The organism is Mucilaginibacter sp. P25 (genome assembly GCF_050859465.1).
In the GTDB taxonomy this organism is placed as follows: domain Bacteria; phylum Bacteroidota; class Bacteroidia; order Sphingobacteriales; family Sphingobacteriaceae; genus Mucilaginibacter; species Mucilaginibacter gossypii.
In genome coordinates this window covers 2,545,290-2,561,845 of sequence record NZ_CP193937.1, presented here as the reverse complement: position 1 = coordinate 2,561,845, position 16,556 = coordinate 2,545,290, and the positions used below count along the sequence as shown (strand labels likewise).

Annotated in this window: 14 protein-coding genes and 1 pseudogene; 1 reads left to right on the top strand and 14 read right to left on the bottom strand. The window is 43.5% G+C overall.

The window, feature by feature from the left end:
• Nucleotides 1-123 precede the first annotated feature (123 nt).
• From ftsA to ACRQ5D_RS13320, 12 genes and pseudogenes are all read right to left on the bottom strand, one after another.
• Nucleotides 124-1,374: a cell division protein FtsA gene (gene ftsA / locus ACRQ5D_RS13375; RefSeq protein WP_432329202.1), complete on the bottom strand. Its 1,251-nt coding sequence runs from the start codon at nucleotides 1,372-1,374 to the stop codon at nucleotides 124-126.
• Between the two features lie 48 nt (nucleotides 1,375-1,422).
• Entirely contained in the window at nucleotides 1,423-2,286 is an 864-nt protein-coding gene (locus tag ACRQ5D_RS13370) for a cell division protein FtsQ/DivIB (protein ID WP_176844556.1), read from the bottom strand.
• Complete coding sequence (murC, locus tag ACRQ5D_RS13365) at nucleotides 2,279-3,637, bottom strand: UDP-N-acetylmuramate--L-alanine ligase (RefSeq protein WP_091173844.1); 1,359 nt, start codon at nucleotides 3,635-3,637, stop codon at nucleotides 2,279-2,281. Before murC ends, ACRQ5D_RS13370 begins: the two co-directional genes overlap by 8 nt.
• Before the next feature lie 55 nt (nucleotides 3,638-3,692).
• The gene (gene murG / locus ACRQ5D_RS13360; protein ID WP_431200783.1) at nucleotides 3,693-4,784 is read right to left on the bottom strand and encodes an undecaprenyldiphospho-muramoylpentapeptide beta-N-acetylglucosaminyltransferase; all 1,092 of its coding nucleotides are present in this window, start codon (nucleotides 4,782-4,784) and stop codon (nucleotides 3,693-3,695) included.
• 126 nt (nucleotides 4,785-4,910) lie between these two features.
• Nucleotides 4,911-6,095: an FtsW/RodA/SpoVE family cell cycle protein gene (locus tag ACRQ5D_RS13355; protein WP_091173848.1), complete on the bottom strand. Its 1,185-nt coding sequence runs from the start codon at nucleotides 6,093-6,095 to the stop codon at nucleotides 4,911-4,913.
• A gap of 94 nt (nucleotides 6,096-6,189) precedes the next feature.
• Complete coding sequence (murD, locus tag ACRQ5D_RS13350) at nucleotides 6,190-7,566, bottom strand: UDP-N-acetylmuramoyl-L-alanine--D-glutamate ligase (RefSeq protein WP_091173851.1); 1,377 nt, start codon at nucleotides 7,564-7,566, stop codon at nucleotides 6,190-6,192.
• Nucleotides 7,567-7,671: 105 nt separating this feature from the next.
• Complete coding sequence (gene mraY, locus ACRQ5D_RS13345) at nucleotides 7,672-8,913, bottom strand: phospho-N-acetylmuramoyl-pentapeptide-transferase (RefSeq protein ID WP_090531268.1); 1,242 nt, start codon at nucleotides 8,911-8,913, stop codon at nucleotides 7,672-7,674.
• 117 nt (nucleotides 8,914-9,030) lie between these two features.
• A pseudogene (locus tag ACRQ5D_RS13340) lies at nucleotides 9,031-10,489 on the bottom strand (UDP-N-acetylmuramoyl-L-alanyl-D-glutamate--2,6-diaminopimelate ligase).
• On the bottom strand, nucleotides 10,486-12,585 hold the full coding sequence (locus tag ACRQ5D_RS13335; protein ID WP_091173859.1) for a penicillin-binding protein: 2,100 nt from the start codon (nucleotides 12,583-12,585) through the stop codon (nucleotides 10,486-10,488). The pseudogene ACRQ5D_RS13340 and the gene ACRQ5D_RS13335 overlap by 4 nt, the downstream one beginning before the upstream one ends.
• On the bottom strand, nucleotides 12,575-12,982 hold the full coding sequence (locus ACRQ5D_RS13330; RefSeq protein WP_091173863.1) for an FtsL-like putative cell division protein: 408 nt from the start codon (nucleotides 12,980-12,982) through the stop codon (nucleotides 12,575-12,577). Before ACRQ5D_RS13330 ends, ACRQ5D_RS13335 begins: the two co-directional genes overlap by 11 nt.
• Entirely contained in the window at nucleotides 12,979-13,881 is a 903-nt protein-coding gene (rsmH, locus tag ACRQ5D_RS13325) for a 16S rRNA (cytosine(1402)-N(4))-methyltransferase RsmH (protein WP_090529906.1), read from the bottom strand. The genes ACRQ5D_RS13330 and rsmH overlap by 4 nt, the downstream gene beginning before the upstream one ends.
• Complete coding sequence (locus ACRQ5D_RS13320) at nucleotides 13,878-14,231, bottom strand: division/cell wall cluster transcriptional repressor MraZ (protein WP_431199795.1); 354 nt, start codon at nucleotides 14,229-14,231, stop codon at nucleotides 13,878-13,880. Before ACRQ5D_RS13320 ends, rsmH begins: the two co-directional genes overlap by 4 nt.
• Before the next feature lie 422 nt (nucleotides 14,232-14,653).
• Here ACRQ5D_RS13320 and ACRQ5D_RS13315 point away from each other — a divergent pair, with 422 nt between their 5' ends.
• Nucleotides 14,654-15,298: a GNAT family N-acetyltransferase gene (locus ACRQ5D_RS13315; RefSeq protein ID WP_091173870.1), complete on the top strand. Its 645-nt coding sequence runs from the start codon at nucleotides 14,654-14,656 to the stop codon at nucleotides 15,296-15,298.
• 210 nt (nucleotides 15,299-15,508) lie between these two features.
• Here ACRQ5D_RS13315 and ACRQ5D_RS13310 read toward each other — a convergent pair whose 3' ends face one another.
• Both ACRQ5D_RS13310 and ACRQ5D_RS13305 read right to left on the bottom strand, forming a co-directional pair.
• A complete protein-coding gene (locus ACRQ5D_RS13310) occupies nucleotides 15,509-16,168 on the bottom strand; it encodes a PepSY-associated TM helix domain-containing protein (protein WP_431199794.1) in 660 nt (219 codons plus the stop codon).
• A gap of 22 nt (nucleotides 16,169-16,190) precedes the next feature.
• Nucleotides 16,191-16,556 carry a PepSY domain-containing protein gene (locus ACRQ5D_RS13305; RefSeq protein ID WP_431199793.1) on the bottom strand — a complete coding sequence of 122 codons (366 nt, stop codon included), beginning with the start codon at nucleotides 16,554-16,556 and terminating at the stop codon, nucleotides 16,191-16,193.

Here is a 16,556-nt window from a genome sequence, read left to right as displayed (position 1 = left end):
CGTAATAATAACACTTTTTCAACAAGGTTTATCCACATTTGTGAGCAATGTGAATAAGTTTAACCCTTGTGAATAAATATTATTTCAGAAAGTCCTCATCCTTAATGTCATCCTTAATAAATGTTATACTTTTTTCAGCAGCCTGTCTAACAAACCACCTTCTTTACTTTTTGTATCAAATTTTGGCTTAGCCGTTTTTACCTCAGCAGGGATTGCTTCATTCATGTATTCCATTTTCTGGATACCTTTTATTAACAAACCAATACCAGTAGCAAAAGTTGGGCTTTGCAATTCTTCGTATGTACCTTTTGGCAGCACTTCGTTTTTGGCCAGATGCTCGGTAGGGTAACCTACGCGGCAATCCAAACCGGTTACAAACTCAACCAGTTGACGCAAGTGTTTCAACTGTGCACCGCCGCCTGTTATCACGATACCAGCAATCAGCTTTTTCTCGTAGCCTGATGATTTGATTTCGTAGTAAACATGCTCCACGATCTCTTCCATACGGGCTTGAATTACATAAGCCAGGTTTTTCACCGAAATTTCTTTTGGCTCACGGCCACGCAAACCCGGTACACATACAATCTCATTTTCCTTGTTCTCATCGGCCAGGGCAGATCCAAACCTTACTTTCAGTTGCTCGGCAATGTTGCGCATTACTGAACAGCCTTCGCGGATATCCTCAGTTACACTATTGCCGCCGAAAGGGATAACAGCTGTATGGCGAATGATACCTTCATGGAAAATAGCTACGTCGGTAGTACCGCCACCGATATCAACCAAAACCACGCCGGCTTCTTTTTCCTCTTCGCTCAAAACAGATTCTGAAGATGCCAGCGGCTCAAGGATCAGTTCCTGGCTCTCCAAGCTGGCCTTGTTAACACATTTTACAATGTTTTTAATGGCCGTAACCTGACCAGATATGATATGGAAGTTAGCCTCAAGCCGAACGCCAGCCATACCTATCGGATCTTTAATACCGGGCTCATTATCCACAGTAAACTCCTGCGGTAATACGTGGATGATCTCCTCGCCAGGAGGCATCACCAGGTTATACATATCCTCTATCAGCTTATCAATATCCTTACGACCGATCTCTGATTGCAGATCGCGACGGGTTATTAAACCACGGTGCTGTAAACTTTTAATGTGCTGACCGGCAATACCCACGTTCACTACCCTGATTTCTACATTTGATTGCGAGCCCGCCACCTCCACCGCCTGATGAATGCCTTGTACTGTTTTATCTATATTTGAAACCACGCCGCGCGTCACACCCGCAGATTCGGCCTTGCCAATCCCTAAAACCTCAATCTTCCCATTCTTGCTCCTGCGCCCAACAATGGCACATATCTTGGTAGTCCCGATATCCAATCCTACTACAATTGGCGAACTTTTTCCTGAGTTGAGCTTTTGTCCATATTACAATTTAATTTGAGATGTATCCCTTTTCGTCCTAAGCGAATCCTGTTTGGCAGTTTTAGCTGCCTTAATTGAATCTGCTTTTATATTTTCATTTTTTATACCAATAACCTGGTTGGTATATTTTACATTGATCACTTTATAAGTATCCCAGCCCACCTTTGGCAGCACCTGCTTGTAAAAAGCCTGCAGGTTGTTCAACTTTACGTTAAGCGAATCCGCGTTGCCGATCAGTATCCTTTGGTTACCTACCCTCGGAATCAGCTCAATCTCACGCTCGTTGTTTACATACATCTGCGCTATCTGTGCATCCCAAAGCGAATCCTTACGGATATAATCAGCCGTTTTAAACAAATCTTTAGCCAGGCGCGTATGTAACGAATCAACCCGGTTGGTAAACAGCTCTTCGATAAAACCATTAGCTACCAATACCCTCGCGGTAAAGTTTGATGATAACGGAATCTTTAAGCCGTTTTGATCTACATAAAAATCCATATCATAATGGTTCATGATCCGCAATATCGGTTGGCGCTGGCTTACCTCAACCCTCAATACACCGTCCATTTCAGTATAAACTTTGGCAAACTCAATAAACGGGTTCGCTTTCAATTTATCCTCCAGTTCCTGGATGTTAATGTTCTCGATAGGCCTGCCTACCAATGAGTGACTGGTAACTTCAATAATATGATCAACCTCCTGCTTGTCAATAAAATATTGCCCGCCGGGGATGCTCACGTTTACCGCGGTACACTTTACACCCGCTTTTTTTGCTTCAATAAAACTCATGAGCACCACAAGGCCACCCAGGCTTATTACCCAGGCACAACCTATTAACAGGCGCTTCCAAATGAGTTTTTTATTCATTACTTAATACTTGTTTTAATGGTTGTACCAGCGTGTCAATATCACCGGCACCTACCGTTAACAATAGTTCGGGCTTTTCGGCAGCTATAGCGGCCACCGCGGCCTCTTTACTTAATATCCTCTTGTTTTGCAATTGCATGCGGTTAAGCAGCATTTGCGAGTTAACACCTTCTATCGGCAATTCGCGCGCCGGATAAATTTCCAGCAATATCAGCTCGTCTACCATATCCAGCACCTCGGCAAAACCATCGGCAAAATCGCGGGTGCGGGTAAATAAATGAGGCTGAAATATGGCCGTTAATTTCTTAGCCGGGTATAATCTTTTTATTGATGATATACAAGCCCTCAATTCTTCGGGATGATGCGCATAATCATCAATGTAGATATGCTCTGGCGTTTTAACTATGTATTCAAACCTGCGTTTAACCCCTCTGAAAGATGCTAATGCTGCTTTAATGTTTTCCGGTGATATATCCAGTTTCAGTACCGCTTCAATGGCAGCTACGGCGTTCTCCACATTGTGGGTGCCGGCTATGCCCATTTTTATATCCGTGATATTTACCGCGGCGCTGTTATAATCAAAGTAAAAATCACCGTCAATTATCCTCACGTTTGAAGCATGTGCATCAGCAGTTTCATCTTCGAAAGCATAGGTATAACCACCATCCAATGGCAAACCATTTTTGTGCACCAGCGTACCACCCGGTTTTATCTGCGAAGCGAACAGCTTAAACGATTCGGTTAGATGCGCGTGATCACCATAGATATCCAAATGATCCGCATCCATTGAGGTGATGATAGCCACATCCGGATATAGGGTAAGGAACGAGCGATCATACTCATCGGCCTCAACCACCATTACGTTGTTTTTGCCATACAGCACATTGGTTTGGTAATTTGATGAAATACCACCCAAAAATGCAGAGCAATCATTACCCGATGCTTTAAGCAAGTGCGCTACCATGGTTGAGGTGGTAGTTTTGCCATGTGTACCGGCCACAGCAATAGTAAATGAGCTCTTGCTAATCAAGCCTAAAACCTGCGAGCGCTTGAACAACTCAAAGCCCTGATTTTTAAAATAGTTTAATATGTGCGAATCCTTTGGTACAGCAGGCGTATAAATAATAAGCGTATCGCTGCATGGTTTCTGGAAACTCATGGGAATGTAATCCGCATGATCTTCAAAAACAACCTGGATCCCCTCATTGTGCAACTGGTTGGTTAAATCAGTCGACGTTTTATCATATCCGCAAACAATACAACCCAAATGATGGAAATAGCGTGCCAGGCCGCTCATACCGATGCCGCCTATGCCTATGAGATAAACTCTTTTTATGTCGTGCAGTTCCATTTTTAAATTTGTTTAAAAAAGGCCCTCCTCCCTTTGGAAGAGGAGGACCATAATTTTAATTGTTACTTATTATTTGGATAAGTTCCTTTGCTATAACTTCATCGGCATTTGGCATGGCCATTTTACCAATGTTATTGCTCAATTTCTTTTGCAGATCGCGGTCTTCCAATAATTCAAGCGCCCTGTCAACCAGTTTTGCTTCAGCATCACGGTCGGCCACAAAAACAGCTGCGTTTTCATGCACCAGGGCCAAAGCGTTTTTAGTTTGATGATCTTCGGCCACATTTGGCGAAGGCACAAGGATCACCGGTTTTTTAATGGCACACAGCTCGGCAATAGTACCTGCACCCGCCCTTGATATGATAATATCAGCAGCGGCATAAGCCAAATCCATCCGGGTTAAAAACTCCCTGATCTGCAAATCGGGGTGATAACTTTCGCCCAGCTTTTCGATGATACTTTTATAGTAAAACTTTCCGGTTTGCCATATCACCTGTACATCAGCAGCCAGCAGTTTATCAATACCGTTCATGATACTGTTGTTCAGCGTACGTGCCCCAAGGCTACCGCCGGTTATCAGTATCGTTTTTTTAAAGGCCGAAAGATGGTACAACTCCAAAGCCTGCATGTGCTTGCCGGCAATGTTTACCGCATCCTTACGGATAGGATTACCGGTTTTGATGATCTTATCGGCAGGAAAAAACTTCTCCATACCATCAAAGGCCACGCAGATTTTCTTGGCATGCTTGCCTAACCATTTATTGGTAATACCTGCATACGAGTTTTGTTCCTGTATGAGGTACGGTATCCCTTTTAACGATGCGGCATACAGCAATGGGCCTGAAGCATAGCCGCCAACACCTACTGCAGCGTCTGGCTTGAAATCTTTTATGATCTTGATAGCCTTCCGTACGCTATTGGCGAGCTTAACAGGGAACATCAGGTTTTTAACTATCGAACCACGCTGAATCCCCTGGATGTCCAACCCGATGATCTTATAACCCGCCGCCGGAACCTTATCCATTTCCATGCGGCCGTTAGCGCCCACAAACAGGATTTCGGTATTGGGATCAATATTTTTTAAAGCATTGGCAATAGAGATAGCCGGGAAGATATGTCCTCCTGTTCCGCCACCGCTTATGATGATACGAGCCCCCCGCCCCCTGAAGGGGGTGCTTTTGAGTTGCGTCTTTCATATTGCTTTTATCTTTCATTTGTTAGTTACTCTTTTTCAGTCACCTCTATTCCTCCCCCTTTAGGGGGTCGGGGGTGCCTATGCCGTCCTGATCTCTCCCACTATGATCTTATTCGGCCCGGCATTATCCTCTTTGATAGTCTTATCTTTTTTAGGCTCTTCAATATCCTTACTTACCGATAGTATAATACCGAAGGCAATGCTTGTAAACAATATCGAGGTACCACCCATACTTACCAACGGCAGCGGCACACCGGTTACCGGCCCTAAGCCTACAGCTACAGCCATATTGGCAAAAGCCTGTATAGTTAAACTAAAACTTAAACCACACGCCAGCAATGCCCCAAAGGCTTTTGGCGCTTTAGTTATGATCTTGATACATCGATACAACAGGAATACATAGATCCCTACTACTATCACTCCGCCTACCAAACCATACTCCTCAACTATAATGGCGTAGATCTCATCAGAGTATGACTCGGGCAGGTAATTCCTTTCGGTGCTGTTCCCGGGACCTTTGCCAAATAAACCACCTGTTGCGATGGCAATTTTTGCGTGATCGCTTTGGAAAGATTTATCGGCCTTTGCCAGTTCGGGGTGCATAAACACCTTCATACGGGATACGTAAGTATGCCTCCTCGGCCCTAAGAATATTACGCCCAGCAACAATATAAAACCTGCAGCACAGGTAATAGCTATTTGCCTGATACTGATCCGGCCGATGATCAACAACAATATGCTAACCCCAAACAGCATTAAAGCTGTTGAAAGGTTGGCTAATGCAATCAGGATAAATACCACACAAACCGAACCCATGATAGGCAAAAAGGATTCTTTAACATTCTTAATGTTTTCCTGCTTGCGCGATAATGTACGGGCCAGGTAAGTAATCAATGCCAGCTTGGCCAAATCCGAAGTCTGAAAGCTCAACCCTGTTCCCGGGATAGCTATCCAGCGGCTTGCGTTATTAATATGACTACCAAAAACCAATGTATACAGCAACAGCGGAATGGTAACGATCATCATTACCTTAGAGATACCGGCATAATAGCGGTAATCAAGCTTGTGCGAAAAATACATCAGCGCAATCCCTCCTACTATCATTAACACGTGTTTCATGAGGATGATCTCGACTCCCTTACCCTGCTTAAATGCCAGCGTACCTACCGAGCTGTATACCGCCAACAAGGATATAACAGAAAGCAGTATGACTATAAGCCATATCCAGCGATCTCCTTTTGTATTGTTTAATATCCTATGCATTCCGAACCTTGATTTTTAGGATTTTGGGATTAACCTGATCCTATATTTTGTTTTACTTACTAATTTGCAATCTGCACATCCGAAATCTGCACATTTACAATTCCTTCACAGCATCCTTAAACTGCCTGCCGCGGTCTTCGTAGTTTTTAAACAGATCGAAGCTTGCGCAGGCCGGTGATAATAGCACCGTATCGCCTTTAGTTGCCAGGTGATAAGCTACGGTTGCCGCTTCCTGGGCTGATGACGTGTTTACTATAATTTCAACCATATCATCAAAGGCTTCGTGGATGCGTTTGTTATCCTTGCCTAAACACACAATAGCTTTTACTTTTTGCTTAACCAAATCATTAAGCATACTGTAATCATTTCCTTTGTCAACACCACCTAAAATCAACACTACATCGCTGGTCATACTTTCCAGGGCGTACCATGTTGAGTTAACATTGGTAGCTTTTGAATCGTTGATGAAGCGAATGCCCGATATATTGGCAACAAACTCCAGGCGGTGCTCAATGCTTTTAAAGTTGCCCATGCTCTCCCTCATCGTTTCGTTGCGTAGCTCCAACACTTTTGCTACAATACCCGATGCCATGGAGTTGTAAATGTTGTGTTTGCCTTGCAGGGCCAGATCTTGAATTGACATTGTAAAATGTTCTTGTGTTGTGTTAATGACAATATTGTCGTTGTTATCCAGGTATGCGCCCGGTTCAAATTTTTGCTGTATGGAAAACGGCAACAGCTGTGCCCCAAACGTTCGCTCTTTCATTCCCTTTATTGTTTCCGGGTCATCGGCACAATAAATAAAATAATCTGCTGCAGTCTGGTTCTGCGTTATCCTGAATTTGGATGCCGCATAATTTTCCAGTTTATAATCATACCTGTCCAAATGATCAGGTGTGATGTTTAGTAGTACCGCTATGTCAACTTTAAACCTGAACATATCGTCAAGCATAAAACTGCTTAGCTCCAGCACATACCAGTCAAACTTTTCGGTAGCAACCTGGTAGGCAAAGCTTTTGCCGATGTTGCCCGCCAACCCAACATTCATTCCCGCATCTTTTAAAATGTGGTAGGTTAAGCTGGTGGTGGTCGTTTTACCGTTTGAACCTGTTATACCAATGATCTTTGCATCAGTGTACCTCCCGGCAAACTCAATCTCCGATATTACAGGTGTCCCATTTTCATGCAGTTTTTTAATGATCGGGGCCTTATCCGGAATACCGGGGCTTTTGATCACTTCTACCGCATTCAGGATCAGTTCATCTGTATGCTGTTTCTCTTCAAAAGGAATATTCCAATCTTCGAGTTGCTTTTTATAGTTATCGGCAATGCCGCCAAAATCCGACACAAAAACATCAAAGCCCTGTTGCTGCGCCAAGTAGGCTGCACCGGCACCGCTCTCTCCCGCACCAAGGATTACTATCCTCACTTTAGGAGTTGACTGCGTTGATATGTTATTGTCCTGCCTCATTTCTTTTTTCTTTTGGGATTACACCGATTTTTGGTGATTCCACTGATTTCTTTTCTTTCCTAACCTCTTTCTTGTCTCCTGACTCTTGACTTCTTGCTTCTTTTCTTAACGAAGTTTCAGCGTTATCACCGTCACTATCGCCAGTATGATACAGATGATCCAGAAGCGTGTGACAATCTTAGCTTCATGGAAACCCTTTTTCTGATAATGATGATGCAGGGGGGCCATTAAAAACACACGCCTACCTTCGCCAAATTTCTTTTTGGTGTATTTAAACCATGACACCTGGATAATCACCGAAAAATTCTCTACCAGGAAAATACCACACAGCAATGGCAGCATCAGTTCCTTACGGATCATGATGGCAAACACCGCTATGATACCACCTATAGCCAAACTACCAGTATCACCCATAAACACCTGTGCCGGGTACGAGTTGTACCATAAAAAGCCTACGCAAGCCCCGACAAAGGCACCGGCGAAAATTACCAGCTCACCCGAATTAGGAATGTACATGATGTTCAGGTAATCGGCAATAACCGTGTTACCCGATACATAGGCCAGTATAGCCAGCGTAATACCTATAATGGCAGATGTGCCCGTCGCCAGACCATCAATCCCGTCGGTAATATTGGCACCGTTTGATATGAACGTAATGATGATGATCACAAAAAACAGGAACACCACCAACGCATATTGCTCATAACCTTTACCCAAAAACTTCAGCACTTTGCCGTAATCAAACTCATTGTTTTTGTAGAATGGCATTGTTGTTTTGGTAGAGTGTACGTCCTGAGTGTAAACAGGAGTATTGCGCTTCATGTGAAACTCAACAGGAGCATCGTCTTTCACCGGAAGCACAACTTCCTGGCGGATGATGATATTACTGTTGAAATACATTGTCCAGCCAACAATAAGTGATAAACCCACCTGACCAATGATCTTAAACCTGCCCGCTAAGCCCTCTTTGTTCTTTTTAAATACTTTAATGTAATCATCCAGAAAACCGATAGCACCCAGCCAAACGGTAGTAATGATCATCAGGATCACATACACATTCTCCAGCTTGGCAAACAGCAGTGTTGGTATTAAAATACCCAGCAAAATAATGATACCACCCATAGTTGGCGTACCTGATTTTTGCATCTGGCCTTCCAAACCCAAATTCCTTACGGTTTCGCCCACCTGTTTAAAGCGTAGATAATCTATTAGCCGCCTGCCATAAACAGTAGTGATCAGCAATGAAGTAATTACAGCCATCGCCATCCTGAACGTGATGTATTGAAATACACCTACCCCGGGGATACTGTAATTTTTGCTTAAATAGTTAAACAGGTAATACAACATTGCTTTTTCAATTTGCAGATGTGCAGATTTCAGATGTGCAGATGATTGACATGCTCATCTTAGTTCTTGCAGATTTGCGTTTTTAATTCCTTTTACTCTCTATCAATTAGTTGATGGTTATACTAAGTCCTGGAATTGCCTTTCCAGTTCTTCCATATCATCGAAGTGGTTTTTCACCCCGTTTATTTCCTGGTATTTTTCGTGCCCTTTGCCCGCTACCAGGATAATATCACCGGGGTTAGCCAGCATACAGGCTGTTTTAATGGCCTCATGCCTGTCGATAATGCTTACCGTATGGCGCTTAAATGCCGGGTCGACACCTTCTTCCATTTCCTTGATGATCTGCGCCGGATCTTCGGTACGCGGATTATCGGATGTCAGGATCACCTTATCGCTCCACTCACATGCAGTTTTGGCCATGATGGGGCGTTTAGTTTTGTCCCTGTCACCACCGCAGCCAATTACAGTGATCACCTTTTCATTACCCTTGCGGATATCATGAATGGTACTCAATACGTTTTGTACAGCATCAGGTGTATGAGCATAATCAACAATACCTACAACTTTATTTGGCGCTGTGATATATTCAAAGCGGCCTTCGGCACCTGTAAGTTTGCTCAGGCTTGTAAGCACTTTCGCTTTATCCTGCTCAAGCAGCATCGCGGTAGCGTAAACACCTAACAGGTTGTAAGCATTGAATGTGCCCACCATTTTAAACCATACTTCCTCGCCGTCAATTTGCAGTAATAAGCCACTGAACTGATTTTCGAGGATTCGGGCTTTATAATCGGCCATGGTTTTAAGGCCATAGCTTTTTTATGTGCTGCTGTATTTTGCAGCATTACATTACCATTTTTATCATCGCTGTTGGTAAGTGCAAATGCATCTTTAGGTAAACCATCAAAAAATTCCTTTTTGGCATTCAAATACCTCAGGAAGGTTTTATGGTAATCCAAATGATCATGCGTTAAGTTGGTAAACACACCTCCCGCAAAAACCAAACTCTCGATACGCTTTTGCGAAATAGCATGTGAACTAACCTCCATAAAGCAATAGTCACAGCCGCTGTCTACCATTTCGGCAAGCAAACTGTTCAACTCAACCGGATCAGGCGTGGTATGAGTTGATGGGATCACTTTACCATTGATCTGATTTTCGACAGTTGAAAGCAGGCCACATTTATATCCCAGATCGCGGAACAGTTGATATAACAATGTTGCGATAGTTGTTTTACCATTAGTACCCGTTACCCCAACCAGTTTCAATTTGGCGGATGGATTATCATAAAAGTTAGCAGCTACAATACCAAGTGCCACCGCCGAATCGGCCACCATCAAAAAGTCAACTTCGCCGGTAGTATGGGCAGGCAGGTCTTCGCAAACCACTGCTACAGCACCTTTTTTATTGCCTGGTCAATATAATCGTGCCCGTCAACAACGGTGCCTTTTACAGCAACAAACATTGCTCCGGGTATCACTGCCCTCGAATCAAAAGCTATCGCCGTGATCTCCACATCAGCACTTCCCTGCAACTCAGTGAAGGCCAGTCCATCAATTACATCGCTTAAATACCTCATTGCAGTTCTATTAAAATTCGTGATCCTTTTGGTATTGCACTTCCTCCGGTAACCGATTGATTGGTTACTATACCGCTTCCGCGTACAGTAACCTTATAGCCGGCGTTACCCATTACATATAACGCATCGCTAAGCCCCATGCCTGTTACCGCAGGCACGGTCCCGTTTTTATATTTTACCTCTTCAAACGGGATACCATTGCTTGTATCAACAGTGCTGTTAGCCGAAGCATACAACGGTTTAACACCCAATTTTGAATAAACCTTTTTCAGGGCCTTCATATTTCCCTGTTTTACCTGCGGCATTACTGTATTGCCTACATAATGGGCCTGCGAGGTTTGGTTAATGTCCAGATCGTTAGCATAAACCCTGTCGGCTACCTCCCTGAATACAGGACCGGCAACCTTTGCAGCCAGGTAATCGCCTTGGGTTGGGTTATTGATCACCACAATCATCGAATATTTAGGATGATCGGCCGGGAAATAACCGCAAAAAGAGGCCTGGTATTTTTTATCCTTATAACCTTTTGTTCCGTTAGCCACCTGTGCTGTACCGGTTTTACCCGCCACACTGTAAAGCTTATTTTTAATAACGTTTTTACCGGTTCCGTTCATTACAACTCCTTCAAGCATTCCGCGTACTTTACCTAAAGTTGCTTCAGAACATACCTGCTCGGTAATTACCCTTGCCTGAAACTGCTCGATAGGGTTACCCAATCTTCTGATCTCGCGGACCAACAGTGGAGCTATCATTTTACCATTGTTGGCAACTGAATTATAATAAGCCAGCATTTGCAGCGGTGTAATATTCATTTCATAACCGTAAGCCATCTCCGGTAAGCTGTAATTTTTGTTCCAGCTGCGGTTTGACGGATTTTTAATTACCGGCCTGCCTTCACCCTGAATTTGCAAACCAAGCTTTTCGTTCAGGTGGTAGCTGTACAATTTATTAATGTACTCCCAAGGGTTATTGTGGTAAAACCTATCAACCAATTTCGCAGCCGCCACATTTGATGACTCTTCAAAAGCACGCTTTACCGACATTTCATAATTGTCATGCTCGGTATCAGTAATTGTCGGCCCTTTCGGGAATTTATATTTACCACCCTCAGCATTAACTATGGTGCTGGTATCAATCTTATGCTGATCGAGCATAGTCATGTACGATGCCAGTTTAAAGGTTGATCCCGGATCGATAGCGTTACTGATAGCATAGTTCATTTGCTCTTTGTAATCGCCGTCTTTAGTACGGGTGTAGTTAGCAATAGCCCTGATCTCGCCGGTAGATACCTCCATAAGCACAACGCAGCCATGATCAGCCGCACTTTTAACCAGTTGTTTTTTCAATGCATCCTGCGCCACATCCTGAAAGTTTACGTTGATGGTTGAAATAATATCAGCACCATCTTTGGGTGCAATTTCATCATCATCGTCAACAGGCATCCAGATACCACCCGGAATGCGCTGCATTAAACGCCTGCCGCTTTCGCCGTTTATATAAGCCGAATAAGCACCTTCCAAACCCACCGGGTTCTTTACGTTTTCGTTTTTATAACCGATAGTACGTGCAGCCAGTGATTGAAATGGCAGGATCCTCCTGTTTTTTTGAATAACAATTAACCCTCCTTTATATTTACCCATGTTAAACACAGGGAACTGCCGGATCTTTTTCAAGTCCTGGTAAGATACCTTACGCCTGATCAACACATAACGGGAGCTATCCCTGCGTGCTTCACGCAATACGCGTGAGTATTCTCTTGCCGATCTGTCACCAAACATACCCGATAGCTTTGCAGCTAACAGGTCGATATTGTTATTAAACGCCGTATCCGAGGCAATACCACCAGCCAGCATATCCATATGCAACTCATATTCAGGCACCGAAGTAGCCAGTAAACTTCCATCCACAGAAAAAATATTGCCCCTTGCCGCCTCAACAGTTTGATATTGTGCCGAAAGATCGGCAGCCATAGCCTTCCACTTATCACCCTGCACGTATTGCAGGCGGCAAAGCTGAACCACAACAGCAATGGCCAAAAGCAAAACAAGACCAAAGGCTAAATAAACCCTGGCCAGTATGTTAGTCCTAATTCCCATCTGCAACCTCCTTCACTGTTATTTTTCCCGGCGGATCTACGGATTGACTTAAGCCTAAAGTATCTGCACGCTTGGCCACTTCGGTAAGCGTACTTTTAAAAGCCATATCGGCCTTTGTCGATTTATAATCCCAGCCCAGTTCCTTAACCTCTTTGGTAAGCGCATCAATTTCACGCACCGATTTTTCGGCATAATGCATATTTCCTATATACACCATCCCCAAAAAGGCTAAAAACAAAATAAAGGGCAAAGCATTGGTGGCCTTCTCGGTTGTAAGAAAGCCTTTGGTAAAAAGTTGCGTAAAAAAGTTATCAGGTAGCTCCCTCGCAGGCCTCTCCTCAATTACCTCTTCAACTTCTTCCTCCTCCTGAATTTCTGTACGTAAACGATTGGTCATTTTTTTACAGCTATCCTTAATTTAGCGCTCCGTGCCCTGTTATTATTGGTTATCTCATCTGCCGATGCTGTTATAGCTCCACGACTTACAGCATCAAGCGGTTTATTATCATTCCCATAAAGGTCCTTCTCCACCTCGCCGCTGAACTTGCCTTTGGCTATGAAGTTTTTTACCAGCCTGTCTTCAAGCGAGTGGTATGACATTACTACCAGTCTGCCCCCAACGCCCAAAACCTCAGCCGACTGCATTAAAAAATCTTTTAACGCCTCTAACTCCTGGTTAACCTCTATCCTTAACGCCTGGAACACTTGTGCCAGGTATTTATTTTCCTTTCCTTTCGGAATGCGGTTACTGATCACATTTTTCAGATCAGCAATAGTAACTATCGGCATATTCAACCTTGCAGTAGCAATAGTTTCGGCCAATGATTTTGCATTTTGAATTTCTCCGTAAATGCCAAAAATCCGATGCAGGTCGGCAACCGAATAATTATTTATCACATCCTTCGCAGTCAGCTCGCCCAACTGGTTCATACGCATATCCAACTCGGCATCAAACCGGATGGAAAATCCGCGGTCGGCCTCATCAAACTGGTGCGATGACACACCCAAATCGGCCAGAATACCATTTACGGGAATAGCCCCATGTAAACGACAAAAGTTTTTGAGATACCTGAAATTCTGATCTACAAAAACAAAACGTTCATCATCAATAATATTCCGCTGCGCATCGGCATCCTGATCAAAAGCAATCAACCTGCCTTTTGGCCCCAAATGCTTCAAAATCTCGCGCGAATGCCCGCCACCTCCAAAAGTCACATCCACATAAGTACCGTCCGGATCAATATTCAGCCCATCAATACACTCCTTCAGCATTACCGGCACATGGTACTCACTCATTCCTGCTCCTTACTTTTATTACCCATCACCTTTTTTGCCAACGCACCAAAACTTTTTGGCTCATCATCCATCAGTTTACGGTGAGCTTCGGCATCCCAAACCTCTATTTTATTCAACTGGCAAGCCAGCACTACATCACCTTTTATACCCGCATATTCCAACAGGAATTTCGGCAACAATACCCTGCCGGCAGCATCAGGCATAAGCTCGGTGGCCCCACGGGTAAAATATCGTATAAAGGCTATATTATCCTCTTCATATTCATTAAGTTTGCTCAGTTCTTCAAGTCGTTTATCCCATTCCTTTTTAGTATATATGACAAGGTATTTTTCAAACCCGCGATTGATCACCAGGCCTTCAGATTCCAGTTCAGGAAGCTTTTTTTAAGGCCAGCCGGTATCATCATCCTAAATTTAGGATCAAGCTTACACTCAAATTCACCGGTTAGAAACGACATTGTATGACTTGGGCAATTTTGTAACGTAAAAGTAAATACTTTTACCACTTTCTACCACTTTCCCCCACTAAAAGTTTTCAACAATTTTTAGGTGGCTCTGTTTTAAATTTTTTAAAGATTATTCAAAACCCCATCACCAACAAAAACTGCTAATAAACAGCCAGTTACAACACATCTCCGCTATAAATTCTGAACCACTAAAAGTGGGAGAAAAAACGATTTATTGCCGAATCATCGCTTTGATAAACTACAATTGCTTAACCAATAGCAGGGTACTAATATTTTGTATATTAAGCCGTTGAACTTAACAAAAACATGTACACCTATAAATATAAAGACCTGGCTTTAGCGTTATACGAAGCCCTCATCTCCGACCCTTTTTACATAGAATTGTTGCGGGAGATCTCCGGAGGCGAGCCCGAAAAGCGGGAAATACTAATGAGATATATGGATTATTCCATGACAGAAGGCGAAAAGTACGGTCAATTAACCCTTGCCGGTGATCCACCCTACGGCGCAGCCATCTGGAGTCGCCCCTTAGAACCAGCTATAGATAACGAAAAGAGCTTAACAAAGAAAGATTTTATAAAAACATACATGGGCGAACCGGCACTAAAAGCCTATTCAACTATAGTTTCTTTCATGAGCGAGCAACTTGACACGTTGCTGCAGGACGCCTGGTATCTATCAATTGCAGGCATCAAACCAACTCGCCAGGGGCAAGGATTGGGGGCTAATCTTCTGATGAAAGTACTTAACGAAACAGATAAAAACGGGATATCAACCTATCTTGAAACGTTCACTCCGCGCAACATCAGGTTTTATAAACGGATGGGATATAAAATAACAAAGGAAGTAAGCGAGCCGGTTACAGGCCGCCCTTACTGGATCATGGTCAGGGAACCTTTAAGGCAAGTAAGACATAAAAGTCTCATCAGGGGTCTCTACGAGAGGCCCTGATGAGAAAAAGATAATCTTTTTCATTTTAGACAGCCTCTGCCGGAACAACCGTTTTACCTCTGCCACGAACCGGTTTCTTGTTCTTTTTACCGGTGCGGTTAAGCCACATCATTACCCCTGTTACCGGGAATATGAGCGAAACCAACGTAATAAGAAAAGCTAAAACCTGGGTAGGCCAGCCATAAATGGAACCGGTATGGATTGGTTTAATTACCCCCTGATACGCTGGCCAAGGCTTTTATCAGCATATAAAGCAGAGCCGGCAAGCTTGCCGCTGTATTGATCTATATAATAAGTATCGGTAGCCAATTCAACAGAACCTTTTTTGAGCACATTAAAAGTATAAACCGCTGCTGTATCGCGCGGATAACGGATGGTATAATTTTCGACATCGGTTATTTTATCACCCAATGCGACAACAGCCGCGTCAGGTGAAATGGCGGTAACGCCGGGTTGATGAACGGAAAGCGGAGCTTTGATATCCTCTTTGGCAACAACTTTTGAACCTGTAAGGAAAAACAAGGTACTATTTGCCCATTTAAATGTCATTACCAAACCCGAGGCAGAAATGACGATCAAAAATATTGATGTATAAAAACCGGTAACAATATGCAGGTCATGTGTAAGACGTTTGCCGCTGCCGCTCCATTTTATTTTAAGGCACTGCTTCATGATGACCTTGGTTTTGGGCCACCAAAGTACCACACCTGTAATCAGTATTATCAGGAAAAACAGGGTTGAAATACTGATCACCCAATCGCCGATACTATTCTTCCCGCCTAACAAAAAACGGTGAAACATTTCTACCGAGTACAGGAACGTTTGCCTGCGGTTAAACTGGTCGACCAATTGCCCGGTATAAGGATTCACAAAAGCTGTAAGATTCGAGCGCTCAGCATCTTTTGCTTTGGCCCCTTTTTTTCATGGTTTTCTGTATGCTTTTGTGCTTTTGGGGTGCCGGCAGGTTTCCGATCTTTTTTTCGGGCACAATAAGCCCAACCTCTACCGCACGCCCAGGATCATCATAAATCATAACCGTTGCCAGCTTTGATTTAGGGATTTGCTTTAATACCCCTGCTGTCAACTCAGATATTGGCAGCCTTTTTTCAAGTGGTTTTACGAAGTACCGCTGAGGATGAAGCGCTTGCTGAATTTCTTTTTCAAAAACCAGCATTGTACCTGTTAAGCATGAACAGAAAATAATCACCCCGGCTGCCAGGCTTAAATAAAGGTGTATGGTGCGGAAAAATGCTTTCAT

Coding starts and splice junctions, on each gene's coding strand:
- ACRQ5D_RS13355 (WP_091173848.1), bottom strand. CDS start 6,095: ATGCATAGGATATTAAACAATACAAAAGGAGATCGCTGGATATGGCTT.
- murD (WP_091173851.1), bottom strand. CDS start 7,566: ATGAGGCAGGACAATAACATATCAACGCAGTCAACTCCTAAAGTGAGG.
- ACRQ5D_RS13335 (WP_091173859.1), bottom strand. CDS start 12,585: ATGGGAATTAGGACTAACATACTGGCCAGGGTTTATTTAGCCTTTGGT.
- rsmH (WP_090529906.1), bottom strand. CDS start 13,881: ATGAGTGAGTACCATGTGCCGGTAATGCTGAAGGAGTGTATTGATGGG.
- murC (WP_091173844.1), bottom strand. CDS start 3,637: ATGGAACTGCACGACATAAAAAGAGTTTATCTCATAGGCATAGGCGGC.
- ACRQ5D_RS13315 (WP_091173870.1), top strand. CDS start 14,654: ATGTACACCTATAAATATAAAGACCTGGCTTTAGCGTTATACGAAGCC.
- mraY (WP_090531268.1), bottom strand. CDS start 8,913: ATGTTGTATTACCTGTTTAACTATTTAAGCAAAAATTACAGTATCCCC.
- ACRQ5D_RS13370 (WP_176844556.1), bottom strand. CDS start 2,286: ATGAATAAAAAACTCATTTGGAAGCGCCTGTTAATAGGTTGTGCCTGG.
- ACRQ5D_RS13305 (WP_431199793.1), bottom strand. CDS start 16,556: ATGAAAGCATTTTTCCGCACCATACACCTTTATTTAAGCCTGGCAGCC.
- ACRQ5D_RS13330 (WP_091173863.1), bottom strand. CDS start 12,982: ATGACCAATCGTTTACGTACAGAAATTCAGGAGGAGGAAGAAGTTGAA.